The sequence below is a fragment of the Streptomyces sp. UG1 genome, from assembly GCF_049974585.1.
GTDB lineage: Bacteria > Actinomycetota > Actinomycetes > Streptomycetales > Streptomycetaceae > Streptomyces.
Map to the genome: position 1 here is coordinate 81,663 of NZ_JBNGGG010000041.1, position 15,589 is coordinate 97,251.

Genomic DNA, 15,589 nt, shown 5'->3' on the forward strand with positions numbered 1-15,589 from the left:
GATGCCTCGGCTCACCGACGCGCGCAAGGAACTGCGGCGCGCCCAGATCGCTGAGGCCGCCGTACGCTGCTTCGGCCGCAACGGCCTGGAGCGGACCTCGATCGCCGACATCATCGCCGAGTCCGGGCTCTCGGCCGGCTCGATCTACGCGCACTACCGCAACAAGGCCGACCTGGTCCGGGCAGCCGCCCGCGAGGTGCTCGCCGAGCGTGCCAGGGTTCTCGGCGAGTACGCCGCGAGCGACACCCCGCCCGCCCCCGACGAACTGCTCGCCCGCCTGATCGCAGCGATCGACCCCGCCGAGGCCCGGGTCGGCGTGCAGACCTGGGGCGAGGCGACCACCAACCCGGCCATCCGCGACATCGTCGTCGACATGACCGACCGGGTGCGCGCGATGCTGCACGACTGCGTCACGGCGTGGCTGGTCAAGGCCGGGCAGCACGAGCCGGCCGAGGCCCGGGAGCGCGCCACCCCGATCGCCCACCGGGTGTTGGCGCTCTATCAGGCCGAACTGCTGTACACCGCCTTGCAATCACCGACCGAGGAGACGACGTCATGACCACCCCGACCGCTTCGTTCGCCGGCCGCAGCGTCTTACGCGTCGGCTACGGCGCGTTGCAGCTCGAGCGCCTGCACGACCGCCGCGGCGACGCCGTCGCGCTGCTGCGCCGCGCGGTCGAGCTGGGCGTCGACCACGTGGACACCGCCGAGTTCTACGGCTTCGGTTTCGCCAACGCCGTGATCCGCGAGGTGCTGCGCCCCGAGGACGGCGTCCTGGTGGTCACGAAGGTCGGCGCCGACCCCGACCCCGGCGGGCGCCTGCCGTTGCGGCTGGCACAGCGGCCCGAGCAACTGCGCGCCGGCGTCGAGGACAACTTGCGCAGCCTCGGCGTCGACCGGCTCGCGGCGGTCAACCTCCGCCGCCTCGACTCCGGCCCCGGGCTGCGTCCCGAGGGCGACCAAGTGGTCGACCTCGACGACCAGCTCGCGGTGCTGACCGCCCTGCGCGACGAGGGCAAGATCGGCGCGATCGGCCTGAGCGGCGTCACCCTCGACGGCCTGCGCCGCGCCCTGCCGGCCGGCATCGCCTGCGTGCAGAACGCCTACAGTCTCGTATCCCGCGACGACGAGGACATGCTGCGGCTGTGCGCGGCCGAGGGCATCGCCTGGGTGCCGTTCTTCCCGCTCGGCGGGGCCTTCCCGGGCCTGCCCAAGGTGACCGACGAGCCGGCGGTGCACGCCGTGGCCCAGTCCCTGGGCGTCACGCCCTCCCAGGTCGGCCTCGCCTGGCTGCTGCACCACGCCCCGAACGTGCTGCTCATCCCCGGCACCGCCGACGCCGCCCACCTGGAGGCCAACATGGCGGCCGGCGAGATCACCCTCGACGCCGCGGCCCTCGCCGTCCTCGATGCCGTCGAGTCCCGCTCCAGCGATGTCCCCATGGGGTGACCGGAACCAACGCGGCCATGGGTCGCGGCCACGCCGGACGCCCTGGCGGAACGCCGGGCCACGCCGGGGACCCCCTACTTCACCCTGCTCTCAGGACGGATCATGAAGGCGATCATTTACCGCGACAACGGCACCCCCGACGTTCTTCGGCTCGTCGACCGTGACCTGCCCGCGCCCGGCCCCGGCGAGGTCCGCGTCCGGGTCGCCGTGTCCGGGGTCAACCCGACCGACTGGAAGGCCCGCTCCGGCCCCGCCCACACCAAGCACTTCGCCGAGGTCACCCCGCACCTCGACGGCGCCGGCACCATCGACGCCGTCGGTGAGGGGATCGACCAGAGCCGGGTCGGCCAGCGGGTCTGGCTGTTCCTGGCCGCCGCCGGGCGGCCCACCGGTACTGCCGCCGAGTTCACCGTCGTGCCCGCCGAACAGGCCGTGCCGCTGCCCGACGACGCCAGTTTCGACGTCGGCGCCTCACTCGGCGTCCCCGCGCTCACCGCTCAGCGTCGGTCGAGGAGGTTGGCCGCACTTGTGCGGGTGAGCTGAAGCGAGAGTAACGGTGCTGACAAGCTTCGTGATCCGGCGAACGAAGAGAACTGACGGCTCCCGAGCGAGTTGTGTCTGGACCTCGCCGGAACTGGAGCGGCGCGCTGCGCACCTCATCCAGATGGCCGGAAAGCTCCGGCAGACACGAGGATCGAGAGTCACGTGAACCTTCCCACTACGTTGCGCCGGGCCAAGACCCCCTTGGCTCTGACGGCGGCTGTGATGCTGGCTGTGAGCGCGTGCGGCGGCTCGGACGCGGGTTCCGGGTCCGGCGGTGACGGCGAGCAGTTGTCGGGTTCGGTCAAGGCGGACGGCTCCAGCACGGTGGCCCCGCTGACCACGGCCGCGGCCGAGTTCTTCGCCGAGGAGCAGTCCAAGGTCAGGGTGACCGTGGGTACGTCGGGCACCGGCGGCGGCTTCGAGAAGTTCTGCAACGGCGAGACCGACATCTCCGATGCCTCCCGTCCGATCAAGGACGAGGAGAAGGCGGCCTGTGAGTCGAAGGGCGTCACCTACGAGGAGTTCGCGGTCGCCAACGACGCGCTGACGGTCGTAGTACCCAAGGAGAACGACTGGGTGGACTGCCTGACCGTCGAGCAGCTGAAGAAGATCTGGGAACCCGACTCGAAGGTGAAGAACTGGAACCAGGTCGATGCGAAGTTCCCCGACGAGCCGCTGAAGCTGTTCGGGCCGGGCACCGACTCGGGCACCTTCGACTACTTCACCGACGAGATCAACGGCGAGGAGGGCGCCTCCCGCACCGACTACAGCCCGAGCGAGGACGACGACGTCATCGTCCAGGGCGTCGCCGGATCCAAGGGCGGCCTGGGCTACTTCGGCTTCTCGTACTTCGAGGAGAACACCGACAAGCTCAAGGCCCCTGAAGATCGACGGCGGTGAGGGCTGTGTCGCGCCGAGCGTGGAGGCCGCCCAGGACGGCACGTACACCCCGCTCGCCCGGCCGCTGTTCATCTACCCGTCGGCCACGGCGCTGCAGCGTGAAGAGGTGCTCGCGTTCGTCGAGTACTACGTGGAGAACCACAAGGCGATCGCCGAGGACGCCCAGTTCATCCCGCTCAACTCCGAGCAGGAGACCGAGCTCAAGGCGGCCCTGGACAAGCTCAAGGAATCGGCGAAGTGACCTCGCCGCCAACCCTTCAGGCCCCCGCAGGGACCGGGCCCGGTGGCCCTCGGTCCCTGCGGCGGGCCCGTCCGCGTTATGGCGAGCGGGTCATCCAGGGGCTGCTGTTCGTGGCCGCGCTGGTGTCCGTCGCCACGACGATCGGCATCGTGGTCTCGCTGATCCCGCCCACGGTCGACTTCTTCGAGCGGGTGAGCTTCGGTGAGTTCCTCGGCGGCACGGAGTGGACGGCGCTGTTCAGCAGTCCGGAGTACGGTGTGCTGCCGCTGCTCAGCGCCACGCTGCTGATCACCGTGATTGCGCTGGTCGTGGCGGTCCCGGTGGGTCTGGGTGCGGCGATCTACCTGAGCGAGTACGCCAACCGTCGCGTCCGCAAGGCTCTCAAGCCCACCTTGGAGGTGCTGGCAGGCGTACCGACCGTCGTCTACGGCTTTTTCGCGCTCAGCTTCGTCACCCCGCGCCTGCGGGAGTGGCTGCCGGGCGGACTGCAGCCGGACTTCCAGAACGCGCTGGCGGCCGGTCTGGTCATGGGCGTCATGATCATCCCGACGATCGCCTCGCTGTCCGAGGACGCCATGTCCGCCGTGCCGATGGCGCTGCGGGACGGGGCGTACGCGCTCGGCTCGGGCAAGCGCGTGGTGTCCGTGCGCGTCGTCGTGCCGGCCGCGCTGTCGGGCATCGTCGCCGCCTGCGTGCTGGGCATCTCCCGGGCCATCGGCGAGACGATGATCGTGGCGATCGCGTCCGGCAACCAGGCCGTGCTCAGCTGGAACCCGCTGGACGCGATGCAGACCATGACCGGGTTCATCGCCCAGGCCGGTTCCGGTGACGTCCCGGTGGCGTCCTTCGAGTACAAGACCATCTTCGCCGTCGGCGCCCTGCTGTTCGTCATCACCTTCGTGATGAACATCATCAGCATCCGCCTGGTGCGCAAATACCGGGAGGTCTACGAATGACCGTCATCCGGGTCACCGAACCGCCCGCACCAGCCCAGCCCCGCAAGCTGGCAGGCCCCCGCTTCCGGCCGGCCGAGACCGCCTTCCGCGTGCTGCTGCTGTGCTGCCTGGCCGTGGGGATCATCTTCCTCGGTGTGCTGATCACCTACATCCTGGTCGAGGCGTGGCCGCGGCTGGACTCGAGGCTGTGGAACAACTTCCCGTCCGTGCGCCGCCCCGAGCGCGCCGGCGCGCAGTCGGCGATCTTCGGCACGATCTGGGTGATCTCCTTCACCGCCCTGTTCTGCCTGCCCACCGGCATCATGGCGGCGATCTACCTGGAGGAGTACGCGAATCCGGACCGCTGGTACAACCGGATGATCGTGCTGAACATCCAGAACCTGGCCGCCGTCCCCTCGATCATCTACGGCATCCTCGGCCTCGGCCTGCTGGCCCGCCAGTTCGCCCTGGGAGCAACCGTTCTAACGGCCTCCTTGACGCTGTCCCTCCTGGTGCTGCCAGTGGTCATCATCGCCTCCAGGGAGGCCATCCGGGCGGTGCCCCAGTCGATCCGGCAGGCGTCCCTGGCCCTGGGCGCCACGCAGTGGCAGACGATCTGGCGCCAGGTCCTCCCGGCCGCCGTGCCCGGCATCGCGACCGGTTCGATCCTGGCCCTGTCCCGGGCGATCGGCGAGGCCGCCCCCCTGCTGCTACTCGGCGCGGTGACCTACGTGGCGTTCAACCCGGAGGGCCTGGAGAGCGCGTACACCGTGCTGCCCATCCAGATCTTCAACTGGATCAGCCAGTCCCGCGAGGAGTTCCATCACCTCGCCGCGGCCGGGATCGTCATCCTCCTGGCCATCCTTCTCCTGATGAACGCGGCCGCGATCTGGCTGCGCAACCGCTTCAGTAAGCGTTGGTGATCCCATGACCGAAGACGCCGTTCCCGCCACTCCCGCCGAGGAGAGCGAGGCACTGTCCCTGCGGATCGGCGGTCGCCGTCGCAACCGGCCGGAGCCTTCCCTGGACGACCCGGTGTTCCATGTCTCGGACCTGGACGTCTGGTATGGCGACCACCAGGCCGTGCGCGACGTGACGATGACCATCGGGCGTCGGCAGATCACCGCGATGATCGGCCCGTCCGGCTGTGGCAAGTCCACCGTGATCCGCTGCTTCAACCGGATGAACGACCTGATCCCCGGCGCCCGCGTCACCGGCAAGGTCGCCTACCACGGCGAGAACCTCTACGACCCCGAGGTCGACCCGATCGAGGTGCGCCGCCGGATCGGCATGGTCTTCCAGAAGCCGAACCCGTTCCCCAAGTCGGTCTACGACAACATCGCCTACGGGCCGCGGGTCAACGGCATGAAGGGCAACATGGACGACCTCGTCGAGGAGGCGCTGACCGGGGCCGCGCTGTGGGACGAGGTGAAGGACAAGCTCAAGTCGAACGCGCTGGCCCTGTCCGGCGGCCAGCAGCAGCGGCTGTGCATCGCCCGAGCCATCGCGGTACGCCCCGAGGTGATCCTCATGGACGAGCCGTGCTCGGCGCTCGACCCGATCGCCACCGCCCGCATCGAGAACCTGATGGCGGACCTGGCGGTGGACTACACGATCGTCATCGTCACCCACAACATGCAGCAGGCCGCGCGTATCTCCGACTACACCGCCTTCTTCACCGCTGACGTCGATGACAAGGGCGTACGGCATGGGCGGCTCGTCGAGTACGACACGACCGAGAAGATCTTCGAGAATCCGGCCGACCAGCGCACCGAGGACTACATCACCGGCCGCTTCGGCTGACCGATGCCCGTCCCATGTCCGCCCCTTTGTGCGCTACACGTGAAGGAGTATTACGGGTGACACCCGAGGCACACCGGCCACCGGAGACCGCGGCCGACAGCGGTCCCGGCGGCCTGGACGACGGCACCGCCCCCCGACCTGCTGCTGGCCGAACCCGACCCCGACATCGCCAAGCGGGCCTTGGCCCGCTTCACGGGGTCGGGCGTGCGGACCCTCGTCTGCCACGACGGCGCCGAGGCCCTGCTCCAGGTCGGCGCCCGCGGCCCCAAGGCGGTCCTGCTCGGCGCCCCGCTTCCGGTGGTAGGGGTCGTGCAGGTCACCGAGCTGATCGCCAAACTCCATCCGGTCCCGGTGATTGTCGGCGCGGGACCGGACGGCGCGACGGAGGCCACTGCGGCCCTGGAGGCCGGAGCCGTGGCCTTCGTGGCCCGCCCCTACCGCACCGAGGAGATCGTCCCGCTGCTCAGGGGCACCCGTCCCATAGAGGATGCGGAGCAGACACTCGTGGTCGGCGACATCGAGCTCGACATCGCCGGCTTCCACGTCCACGTGCGCGGCCGCTCGATCCAATTGCCGGTCCGTGAATTCCTGCTGCTGCGCTACCTCATGGAGCGCCCCAACAAGGTCATCAGCCGCAGCGAGCTGACTCAGGCCCTGTGGGGGACCGACACGCTGGACAGCAATACCCTGACCGTGCACATCCGCAGAGTGCGCAACAAGCTGCGCGACGAGGCGGGCAGTCGCTGCACCATCGACGCCATCGACGCCATCCGCGGCATGGGCTACCGCCTCGAGTGCGGACGTGACGGCGGCGTCCCGACGCAGACCCTGTCCAGCCGTCCGGCGCAGACGCCGACGTAGTGGTGGGGGACCTTCGTGCCGGACATACCGGAGGAGGAGTCCTTCATCGATCTGCCGATCTGGGCGACGCGTTACCCCCGGTGGGGCACCGTCTACGGGCGCCACCACATTCCGACCATCGGCACGCTCGTTCACCACAAACGCTGGTACTCGGCGAAGGTCCGCGTACGGTTCGTGGCGGCCGGCCAGACGAGGTGGCAGCGGTTCGATACGGACTGGATCACGATGACGGAGATCATCACCGCTCGCACGGCGGCGGAGGCACGGACGTTGATCTCCTGGTGGCTCACGGATGCGACCCCGTGATCGTCGGCAGTCTTTGGCCATGACCGCAGGCTCGATCGCAGGCGCCGCGCTGGGCGGGCTGCTGCTGGGCGTGTTCCCGGAGCTGGTACTCATTCCCACGCTGGCCGTAGCTCTGCTCGTATCCGCGGTCAAGCTCGCCCGTCACGACTGAGCCTTGAGACTGACTCGGCCCCAGAGGCCAGCTGTGATGCTCGAAGTGGCCAACCCGAAGGTTCTGACCGCGCTTGCATGACGAATACGCCAGAAGCAGGCTGGACGCTACGTCGTCAGGCTGGGGTGTCACGGGGAGTGGCCACAAGCGGACCGGGTCCCCAATGGGAAGGATGCCTGGGAGGCTCTCTGGGGCACACGGAGCCGACCATCGCGATTATCGGGTCACCGGACTCTCTGCAGAGCGGTGTGTGCCAGGTCTTCGAGCAATCTGATCCCCTCGGCAGCGATCCGAGCTTCTGACAGGGCGGTTGCCGCGTCCATCGCCAGTTCTTCGATGATTGCCTCAACCGCGTTCGTGGCGCCCGTTTGTCGTAGGAGTCCTCTCAGCTCTCGGGCATCAGCCTGTGACATGTCGTGTTTGCCGTACAGGTTGAGAATCCGCTCGCGTTGGCGGTCATCGGCTCGTCGGAGGGCTTCTGCGATCATGACGGTTGGCTTGCCGTCTCGGATGTCGTCGGTGTTGGGTTTGCCGGTGACGTCGGGGTCGCCAAAAGTTCCGATCATGTCGTCGCGGAGCTGGTACGCGAGACCGATCCGTACGCCGAAGGCACCGAGGGTGTCTTGGACATCGCAGTCGGCGCCGGCGAGGGTGCCTCCCATGAGGAGCGGGGGCTTGAACATGCTTTCCCCCGCCTTGTACTGGGTGGCCGACCAGCACTGGGCGCGGGCATAGGCGCGTTCCGATTGAAGGACCAGCTCCAAGTGCTCGCCGAAGGTGCCGTCAAGGAACATCCGGTCGTTGACCGTGTGCAATTGGCGGGCAGTCTGGGCGTCACCGGCTTCGTCCAGCAGGCGTGAGGCCCAGGCCCAGCAGAAGTTGGCGAGCAAGAGTGCCTGGGCGAAACCGAAGTGCTCAGCAGATCCGCGCCAGCCCTGGGCACGGTGAAGGTCGCTGATCTGGTGGAACAGTGCGGGCTGACCGCGGCGGGTGGCGGACAGGTCGATGAAGTCGTCCTGAGTCAGGCCGCATGCGTGCCCCAGCTCAGAAGCGGCGGCAACGGTGATGACAGCGGCGTCGGGGCCAACACCGCCAGCAGCCTGCCAACCGCGGTAGGTGAACAAGGCACGCATGCGTTTGCCCCCCGCCAGGGTGTGACGCAGGCGCTCGAAGACCTCGGCGGTTGCGGGGTGTGAGTCCCACGTGGCTGTCTCGTCGTCGACGATGCCCATGATCCGGGCAGTCACGCGGTCCCGAATCTCCTGATCACTGACAGGCTGCGATTCCCGGGCTGGGGCCATGCCTCCAGCGTGATCGCGCGTGAGCATCCTCAGACAGAGCGCAGACTGGGCAGCCGGGGCATGGGTCCCGATCAACACGCTCTTGCCGAGCCCCGGCGTACCTCCGATTCACCCTGTCGGGTGGGGAGCAAGACGGATGCGCGCCGCAAACATGAGCATCACAGTTGTTGCGGCCATGGTTCCGAGCCGGACACGCCGGAGTTCGGGCGCCCGCTCATACGTCAGGCTGATGCCTCAGGGAATCGCGGCCACAACCAACCCGAGCACGCAGCCACACATGAACGTCCCCCCAAGCGGCACCGCGCCGCGACCACCCCCAGAGCACTCCACTTCAGCGCCTGTGACCTGCGCGCTTAACGTCCGAGGCTTGATGGCCGAGCGTAGACCAACTCTTGCACCAGCACCCCGATACGGGTTTGCAGCGCATCGCGTACCGAACGGGCGCTCTCGATGTCCAGTCCCGACAGTTCCGGCAGATCCCAGCTGAGGTAGCGGCGGCCGGGCCGCACCGGGCACGCATCCCCACAGCCCAGCGTCACGACCACGTCGGCCGCGTCCACCACCTCGCACGTCAAGGGCTTGGGGAACTCCTCGCCCGGATCGAGGCCCTGCTCGGCCAGTAGCTGCCGCACGATCGGCGCGATCTCGCCTCCCGGGTCGGAGCCCGCCGTCAGCACCTCGACCGCGCCAGCCGCCCGTTGGCGCATCAGCGCGGCGGCCAGTTGCGAGCGCCCGGAGTTCTCCGTGCACACGAACAGCACATGCGGGACCGGCCCGGGACACAGCCCCGACGCCTTGGCCAGGGCACGCAGCCGCTGGTCCGCGAACCGCTCCACCAGCACGGGCAGGTACCGGGTGGTGAGAGCTCGCGCACCGAGCAGCTCCGCGCATTCTTCGACGTACCCCGCGATGGTCTCCCGGGAGAAGGCCCGGCCGTGCCGTGCCGCGAGGCGCCGGGCGATGCGCTCCAGGACGGCCCCGCTGTCCCGCAGCGCAGGAGTGCCAGGACCGAACCGGCTTTGCTCATTCATGAGGGCACCTCTTCCGGTCGCGCCGGGAACACTCTCTCTGCCTCGGACTATAGGCGTCTGTCTATGTATTGAACAGAGCGGAGTCAGGGTGAACGCTAAGTGAACAAGTGGCGAGGAGGGTCTTGGAGTGTCAGGGGAACGCGTGAGCGACGCTTATGGTGAATAGATGGCTATCTCTACGTATGGCGAAGGGTCGGAGGCGGTGGCGGAGGAAGCGGAGACGTGCACCCCATCTCTGGCGTGCCACCTCATCGACCGCGACGAGGCCGGACGGCTCGCCGCCATGCTGAAAGCCATCGCCGATCCGACCCGGCTGCAGCTGTTCCGCCTCATCGAGCGCGCGCCCAAGGGTGAGGCGTGTGTGTGCGACCTGACCGAGTGTCTCGGGCTGCGGCAGCCGACCGTCAGCCATCACCTGAAGGTCATGACCGAGGCAGGCCTGCTCGACCGCGAGCGGCGCGGCACCTGGGTCTGGTACTCCGTGAACCTCGAGGGGCTGCGCCGAATACGGGAGATTCTGGAGCCCGTTCCGGTGCGCGAGCCTGCCGCGGCTGCCTGACCCTTTCCCGGTCAGGGAGTGGGAGTACGGAGCATTCGGCGCTGGACGTCGAGCTGGTGCTCGCTCATCCATGCCTGCGCCGCGACCTGGACGGCGTCCCACGGGGAGCCCAGGGGCGGGGTGTAGGAGAGGTCGAGTTCATTGAGACTGTCGACCGGCATGCCGTGGAAGAGCGCGGTGGCGTACGTGTCGACGCTCTTGGAAATCTCCGCGCCACGGTGGCCGACGAGTTGGGCGCCGAGCAGGAGGCCGCTTGAGGTGTCGCCGGTGACGCGGATTGATATCGGGGTGGCGCCCGGGTAGTACGCCTTGTGGTCGTCGGGACGGCTGGCCGTCGTGGCCGGAGTCCAGCCCCTCCCGGCGGCGCGCGCCTCGTGGTCACGCAGACCGGTGCGGGCGGCGACGAGGTCGAAGACCTTCACGACCTGGGTGCCCAGACTGCCCGCGAACCAGCGGTACCCGCCCAGCGCGTTCTCCCCGGCGATCCGCCCCTGCTTGTGTGCCGTCGTCCCCAGTGGCAGCCACGTCCTGCCGAGGAGGCGGTGGTGGGTGACGGCGCAGTCCCCCGCCGCATAGACATCTGGCAGGGATGTGCGCATGTGCTCGTCGACCTCGATGGCGCCCTTCGCGCCGAGCCGTGCTCCGGCCTCGGCGGCGAGTGCGGTGTCCGGGCGTACGCCGACGACGATCAGGACGAGGTCAGTGCCGCGGGCGAGCGTTCGGCCATCGGGGCCGGTGGCTTGGACGCGGAGCAGGTCTCCGGACAGGTCGCGGGTGATGGCGGTGACCTGGGTGCCGGTGACTACCTCGACGCCGTGGGACGTGAGTTCGCCGTGGACGAGCGCGCCGAGTTCCGGGTCGACGGTGGGCAGGACCTCGGGCAGCGCCTCGATCTGGGTGACGGTCAGACCGGGCGTGACCAGGGCCTCGGTCATCTCCAGACCGATATAGCCGGCGCCGATGACGACCGCCGACTTCGGTCGGCGTTCGGCGAGGGTCTGCATGATCTCGAAGGTGTCGCCCATGCTGTGCAGGAGGTGGACGCCGTCCTGCGGGCCGAGGGCGTCGGGGCCGCTCAGCCCCTCGATGGGCGGTCGTGCGCTGACCGCGCCGGTGCCCACGATCAGTGCGTCGTACGGCAGTTCCTCGGTGCGGCCGTCGGCATCGCGCACGGCGAGCGTTTTGCCAGCCACGTCGATGCCGGTCGCGAGGGTGTCTGTGCGCACCTGCATGCCGGTGGCTTTGAGGTCGGCGAGGGTGCGGTGGGCCAGGTTGCTCCAGTGCTCGACTTCGCCGGAGACGTAGTAGGGGATGCCGCAGATGGAGAAGTTCGGGTAGGCGTCGGCCACGACCACAGTGACTTCGCTGTCGGGGTCCAGTTCGCGGGCGCGCAGGGCGGCGCTGATGCCGGCGTCGCTGCCGCCGATGGCGACGATGCGCTTGCTGGCCACCGGAATTACCTCCGTGGGAGAAGGGTGCTCGGTGGGGGCGCTGGGGGCGCCCCACCGGCGTCGCGTGTCAGGCGAGGTGGTCGGCGAGCTCGCGTTCGAGGGCGGCCTTGGGCTTGGCGCCGACGATGGTCTGCACGACCTCGCCGCCCTTGTAGACGTTCATCGTCGGGATGGACATCACGCCGTACCGCGCGGCGGTGTCCGGGTTCTCGTCGATGTTGAGCTTGACGATCTCGATCTTGTCGCCGTGCTCGGCGGCGATCGCCTCCAGGGAGGGGGCGAGCTGGCGGCACGGGCCGCACCAGGCCGCCCAGAAGTCGACGAGCACGGGCTTGTCACTGGTGAGGACGTCCTGGTCGAAGGAGCCGTCGGTGACGTTCTTGAGGGCCATGCTGCTTTCCTCGTATGAGTGGGACTGGTGCCGTCAGACGGTGACGGCCTCAGCCGGCACGGGCTGTGCGTCGGCGAGCGCCGCCAGATACCGCTCGGCGTCCAGCGCGGCTGCGCAACCGGAGCCTGCCGCGGTGATGGCCTGCCGGTAGGTGTGGTCGACGACGTCGCCGGCGCCGAAGACGCCGGGGATGTTCGTGCGGGTGGAGGGGGAGGCGACCTTGAGGTAGCCCTCGTCGTCCAGGTCGAGTTGGCCGGTGACCAGGTCGGTGCGCGGGTCGTGGCCGATGGCGACGAACACGCCGGTGGCAGGGAGTTCGGACGTCTCGCCGGTGACGGTGTCGCGCAGGGTGAGCCCGGCGAGTTTGCCGCCGTCCTCGTGGATTGCGGCGACCTCGCGGTTCCAGGCGAAGGAGATCTTCGGGTCGGCGAAGGCGCGGTCCTGCATGGCCTTGGAGGCGCGCAGGGTGTCGCGGCGGTGGACGACGGTCACGGAGCGGGCGAAGCGGGAGAGGAAGGTGGCTTCCTCCATCGCGGTGTCGCCGCCGCCGACGACCACGATGTCGTGCTCGCGGAAGAAGAAGCCGTCGCAGGTCGCGCAGTACGACACGCCCCGGCCGGAGAGCGCGTCCTCGCCCGGCAGGTTCAGCTTGCGGTGCTGCGAGCCGGTCGCCACGATGACGGCCTTCGCCCGGTGGACCGTCCCCGCGCTGTCGGTGACGGTCTTGACGGTGCCGGTGAGGTCGACGGCGATGATGTCGTCGGGGACGAGTTCGGCGCCGAAGCGTTCGGCCTGGGCGCGCATGTTGTCCATCAGTTCCGGTCCCATGATGCCGTCGCGGAAGCCGGGGAAGCTCTCCACCTCGGTCGTCTGCACCAGGGCGCCGCCGGCCGTGACCGCGCCCTCGAAGACCAGCGGCTTCAGCGAGGCGCGGGCGGTGTAGAGGGCGGCGGTGTATCCGGCGGGGCCGGAGCCGATGCGATGACGTTGCGTACCTCGCCGCCGCTCACGCCGTCTTCTCCGGCGCGATCTCCTTGATCAGGCCCTCGACCAGGACCTTGATCTCGTCCCGGATCGGACGGACGGCCTCGACGCCCTGGCCGGCGGGGTCGTCCAGCTGCCAGTCCAGGTACCGCTTGCCGGGGAAGACGGGGCAGGTGTCGCCGCAGCCCATGGTGATGCAGACGTCGGACTCCTGGACCGCGTCGACGGTGAGCATCTTCGGGACCTCGGCGGAGATGTCGATGCCGACCTCGGTCATTGCCTCGACGGCGGCCGGGTTGACGTGCTCGCCGGGGTTGGAGCCGGCGGAGCGGACCTCGACGCGGTCCCCGGCCAGGTGGGTCAGCCACGCGGCGGCCATCTGGGAGCGGCCGGCGTTGTGGACACAGACGAACAGCACGGAGGGCTTGTCGGACATCAGGAGGTCTCTCTTGTCTCGCGACGGCATCAGGCGCGCATGACATCAGCACCTGGTGGTGTCAGCCACCACTGATGTGAGAGTATCAGTCCATGATGACGTCAGTCGACACTGACCTGATCCGGGTGCTGGCCGACCCGCTCAGGCTCCGGATCGTGACCTTGCTCGCCAAAGAGATGCTGTGCACCACCCACCTGGTGGAGGAGACCGGTGCCCGGCAGACCAACCTCTCCAACCACCTGAGAGTGCTGCGCGAGGCCGGAGTCGTGGAGACGGAGCCGTGCGGTCGGTTCACCTACTACCGGCTCAAGCCCGACGTCATCGCCTTGCTCGCCGGTCAGTTCGCCGACCTGGCCGAGTCCGCCCGTACCGCCGCCGACAACAAGAGGGCCTGTCCGTGACCCGCACCGAAGCATCCGCCGCCGTGGCGCCTGCCGTACCTGTCGTCGATTCCGAGGCGCCGGCGGATGCCGCGCCGCCGCGCAGACCCCTCCTGGCCCGGGCCGCCGCCGAACTCGTCGGCACCGCCGCCCTGGTGGCGGTCGTGGTCGGCTCCGGCATCCAGGCCACCGACCTGAGCCGCGACGTGGGTGTGCAGTTGCTCGCGAACTCCCTCGCCACCGTCTTCGGCCTCGGTGTCCTGATCCTCCTGCTCGGCCCCGTCTCCGGCGCGCACTTCAACCCGGTCGTCACGCTCGCCGATTGGTGGACCGGCCGACGCGGCGGCAGTGGGGTCACCCTCCGGGATGCAGCCGTGTACATCCCGGCCCAGATCGTCGGCGCGATCGCGGGCGCGATCCTGGCGGACGCGATGTTCGGCGAGCCGCTGGTCGAGTGGTCCACCCACGACCGCTCGGCCGGACACCTGCTGCTCGGCGAGGTCGTCGCCACCGCCGGGCTGATCCTGCTGATCTTCGGCCTGGCCCGCACCGACAGCCTGCGCTTCGCCCCGGTGGCCGTCGCCTCCTACATCGGCGCCGCCTACTGGTTCACCTCGTCCACGTCCTTCGCCAACCCGGCCGTGACCATCGGCCGCGCCTTCACCGACACCTTCGCCGGCATCGCGCCCGGCTCGGTCGCCGGGTTCATCGGCATGCAGATCGTCGGCGCGCTGGTGGGGCTGGCGCTCGTGGCGCTGATCTTCATGCCCGACCGGACCGCCTCCGAGCGTTCCGCCGAGTGACGCAGACGACGCAGGTGGTGGTGATCGGCGGCGGCCAAGCGGGGCTCGCCGCCGGATACCACCTGCGCCGCCTCGGCCTGGACTTCGTGGTCCTGGACGCCCAGGCAGAGCCCGGCGGCGCCTGGCAGCATGCTTGGGATTCCCTGCACTTGTTCTCCCCGGCCGCGTACTCCTCGCTGCCGGGGCGCCCGATGCCCGTGCAGGCGAGGGAGGCATACCCGGACGCGCGCCATGTGGTCGGCTACCTCACCGAGTACGAGCGGCGCTACGACCTTCCCGTGCACCGTCCCGTACGAGTCTCCGGCGTCCACCGCGACGGCCGGCACCTGCGCGTCGAGGCCGACGCGGGCGACTGGCGTGCCGCGGCCGTCATCAGTGCCACCGGTACCTGGTGGCGCCCGTTCCTGCCTGCCGTACCCGGCCGGTCGGAGTTCCGCGGCCGTCAGCTGCACACCGTCGGCTACCGCAGCCCGCGCGACTTCGCCGGACAGCGCGTCGTCGTGGTCGGCGGCGGCAACTCCGGCGCGCAGATCGCGGCCGACCTGGCCTACGACACCGAGCTGACCTGGGTGACCCAGCACCCGCCCCGCTTCCTGCCCGACGACATTGACGGCCGCGCCCTGTTCGACGTGGCCACCGCCCGCCGCCGCGCCCTCGACGCAGGCCGCACCGACACCGGCGGCGTGGCGTCGCTCGGAGACATCGTCGCCGTACCGCCCGTACGGGAGGCCCGGGATGCCGGGCTGCTCAAGGCGTCGCCCATGTTCGTACGCCTCGACCGCGACGGCGTCGTGTGGGCGGACGGGACGCGGGCGCCGGCCGACGCGGTCATCTGGTGCACCGGCTTCCGCCCGGCCCTCTCCCACCTGGCGCCCCTGGGACTGCGCGGTCCGCGCGGCCGTATCGCCACCGTGGGCACGCGGGCCGTGGACGAACCGCGCCTGCACCTGTTCGGCTACGGCGACTGGACCGGCCCCGCCTCCGCCACCCTCATCGGCGTCGGCCGCCCGGCCCGCGACGCGGCGCGCGAGATCGCCGAACTCCTTGAAGCCGGAGAGTGATCC

At 69.5% G+C, this 15,589-nt stretch carries 20 protein-coding genes and 1 pseudogene; 15 read left to right on the forward strand and 6 right to left on the reverse strand.

Annotated elements, in window-relative coordinates:
• Position 1: 1 nt before the first annotated feature.
• The 11 genes from ACP4J3_RS37680 (at position 2) to ACP4J3_RS37730 (ending at position 7,189) form a co-directional block, all read left to right on the forward strand.
• Positions 2-559: a TetR/AcrR family transcriptional regulator gene (locus tag ACP4J3_RS37680; protein ID WP_426540828.1), complete on the forward strand. Its 558-nt coding sequence runs from the start codon at positions 2-4 to the stop codon at positions 557-559.
• Entirely contained in the window at positions 556-1,449 is an 894-nt protein-coding gene (locus ACP4J3_RS37685) for an aldo/keto reductase (RefSeq protein ID WP_426540829.1), read from the forward strand. The genes ACP4J3_RS37680 and ACP4J3_RS37685 overlap by 4 nt, the downstream gene beginning before the upstream one ends.
• Before the next feature lie 102 nt (positions 1,450-1,551).
• Positions 1,552-1,992 carry an alcohol dehydrogenase catalytic domain-containing protein gene (locus ACP4J3_RS37690; RefSeq protein WP_426540830.1) on the forward strand — a complete coding sequence of 147 codons (441 nt, stop codon included), beginning with the start codon at positions 1,552-1,554 and terminating at the stop codon, positions 1,990-1,992.
• A gap of 162 nt (positions 1,993-2,154) precedes the next feature.
• On the forward strand, positions 2,155-2,892 hold the full coding sequence (locus ACP4J3_RS37695) for a PstS family phosphate ABC transporter substrate-binding protein (protein WP_426540831.1): 738 nt from the start codon (positions 2,155-2,157) through the stop codon (positions 2,890-2,892).
• 19 nt (positions 2,893-2,911) lie between these two features.
• Positions 2,912-3,133, forward strand: coding sequence for a hypothetical protein (locus tag ACP4J3_RS37700; protein WP_426540832.1), 222 nt, complete (start codon positions 2,912-2,914; stop codon positions 3,131-3,133).
• A complete protein-coding gene (pstC, locus tag ACP4J3_RS37705) occupies positions 3,130-4,089 on the forward strand; it encodes a phosphate ABC transporter permease subunit PstC (protein WP_426540833.1) in 960 nt (319 codons plus the stop codon). Before ACP4J3_RS37700 ends, pstC begins: the two co-directional genes overlap by 4 nt.
• Positions 4,086-4,991, forward strand: coding sequence for a phosphate ABC transporter permease PstA (gene pstA, locus ACP4J3_RS37710; protein WP_426540834.1), 906 nt, complete (start codon positions 4,086-4,088; stop codon positions 4,989-4,991). Before pstC ends, pstA begins: the two co-directional genes overlap by 4 nt.
• Before the next feature lie 4 nt (positions 4,992-4,995).
• Positions 4,996-5,871: a phosphate ABC transporter ATP-binding protein PstB gene (pstB, locus tag ACP4J3_RS37715; protein ID WP_426540835.1), complete on the forward strand. Its 876-nt coding sequence runs from the start codon at positions 4,996-4,998 to the stop codon at positions 5,869-5,871.
• A 204-nt stretch (positions 5,872-6,075) separates the two neighbouring features.
• Positions 6,076-6,732, forward strand: coding sequence for a winged helix-turn-helix transcriptional regulator (locus ACP4J3_RS37720; protein ID WP_426540836.1), 657 nt, complete (start codon positions 6,076-6,078; stop codon positions 6,730-6,732).
• 15 nt (positions 6,733-6,747) lie between these two features.
• Entirely contained in the window at positions 6,748-7,038 is a 291-nt protein-coding gene (locus ACP4J3_RS37725; protein WP_426540837.1) for a hypothetical protein, read from the forward strand.
• 19 nt (positions 7,039-7,057) lie between these two features.
• Positions 7,058-7,189: a hypothetical protein gene (locus tag ACP4J3_RS37730; protein WP_426540838.1), complete on the forward strand. Its 132-nt coding sequence runs from the start codon at positions 7,058-7,060 to the stop codon at positions 7,187-7,189.
• A gap of 224 nt (positions 7,190-7,413) precedes the next feature.
• Here ACP4J3_RS37730 and ACP4J3_RS37735 read toward each other — a convergent pair whose 3' ends face one another.
• Both ACP4J3_RS37735 and ACP4J3_RS37740 read right to left on the reverse strand, forming a co-directional pair.
• Positions 7,414-8,436, reverse strand: a complete 1,023-nt coding sequence (locus ACP4J3_RS37735; protein WP_426540839.1) for a polyprenyl synthetase family protein — start codon at positions 8,434-8,436, stop codon at positions 7,414-7,416.
• 407 nt (positions 8,437-8,843) lie between these two features.
• Complete coding sequence (locus ACP4J3_RS37740) at positions 8,844-9,521, reverse strand: low molecular weight phosphatase family protein (RefSeq protein WP_426540840.1); 678 nt, start codon at positions 9,519-9,521, stop codon at positions 8,844-8,846.
• A 166-nt stretch (positions 9,522-9,687) separates the two neighbouring features.
• Here ACP4J3_RS37740 and ACP4J3_RS37745 point away from each other — a divergent pair, with 166 nt between their 5' ends.
• Positions 9,688-10,080, forward strand: a complete 393-nt coding sequence (locus tag ACP4J3_RS37745; protein WP_426540841.1) for an ArsR/SmtB family transcription factor — start codon at positions 9,688-9,690, stop codon at positions 10,078-10,080.
• An 11-nt stretch (positions 10,081-10,091) separates the two neighbouring features.
• Here ACP4J3_RS37745 and ACP4J3_RS37750 read toward each other — a convergent pair whose 3' ends face one another.
• From ACP4J3_RS37750 to ACP4J3_RS37765, 4 genes and pseudogenes are all read right to left on the reverse strand, one after another.
• Positions 10,092-11,531 (reverse strand): FAD-dependent oxidoreductase, encoded by a 1,440-nt coding sequence (locus ACP4J3_RS37750; RefSeq protein ID WP_426540842.1) that lies wholly within the window; start codon positions 11,529-11,531, stop codon positions 10,092-10,094.
• A 67-nt stretch (positions 11,532-11,598) separates the two neighbouring features.
• A complete protein-coding gene (gene trxA / locus ACP4J3_RS37755) occupies positions 11,599-11,922 on the reverse strand; it encodes a thioredoxin (protein WP_426540843.1) in 324 nt (107 codons plus the stop codon).
• Between the two features lie 33 nt (positions 11,923-11,955).
• Positions 11,956-12,932, reverse strand: a pseudogene (gene trxB, locus ACP4J3_RS37760) (thioredoxin-disulfide reductase).
• The gene (locus ACP4J3_RS37765) at positions 12,929-13,342 is read right to left on the reverse strand and encodes an arsenate reductase ArsC (protein ID WP_426540844.1); all 414 of its coding nucleotides are present in this window, start codon (positions 13,340-13,342) and stop codon (positions 12,929-12,931) included. The pseudogene trxB and the gene ACP4J3_RS37765 overlap by 4 nt, the downstream one beginning before the upstream one ends.
• A 92-nt stretch (positions 13,343-13,434) precedes the next feature.
• Between ACP4J3_RS37765 and ACP4J3_RS37770 the strand changes: the two genes are divergently transcribed.
• Genes ACP4J3_RS37770 through ACP4J3_RS37780 form a run of 3 tightly spaced genes read left to right on the forward strand, consistent with a single transcriptional unit; the run spans position 13,435 to position 15,586 of the window.
• The gene (locus ACP4J3_RS37770) at positions 13,435-13,743 is read left to right on the forward strand and encodes an ArsR/SmtB family transcription factor (protein ID WP_426540845.1); all 309 of its coding nucleotides are present in this window, start codon (positions 13,435-13,437) and stop codon (positions 13,741-13,743) included.
• Positions 13,740-14,525, forward strand: coding sequence for an aquaporin (locus tag ACP4J3_RS37775; RefSeq protein WP_426540846.1), 786 nt, complete (start codon positions 13,740-13,742; stop codon positions 14,523-14,525). The genes ACP4J3_RS37770 and ACP4J3_RS37775 overlap by 4 nt, the downstream gene beginning before the upstream one ends.
• Entirely contained in the window at positions 14,522-15,586 is a 1,065-nt protein-coding gene (locus tag ACP4J3_RS37780; RefSeq protein ID WP_426540847.1) for an ArsO family NAD(P)H-dependent flavin-containing monooxygenase, read from the forward strand. Before ACP4J3_RS37775 ends, ACP4J3_RS37780 begins: the two co-directional genes overlap by 4 nt.
• Positions 15,587-15,589 lie beyond the last annotated feature (3 nt).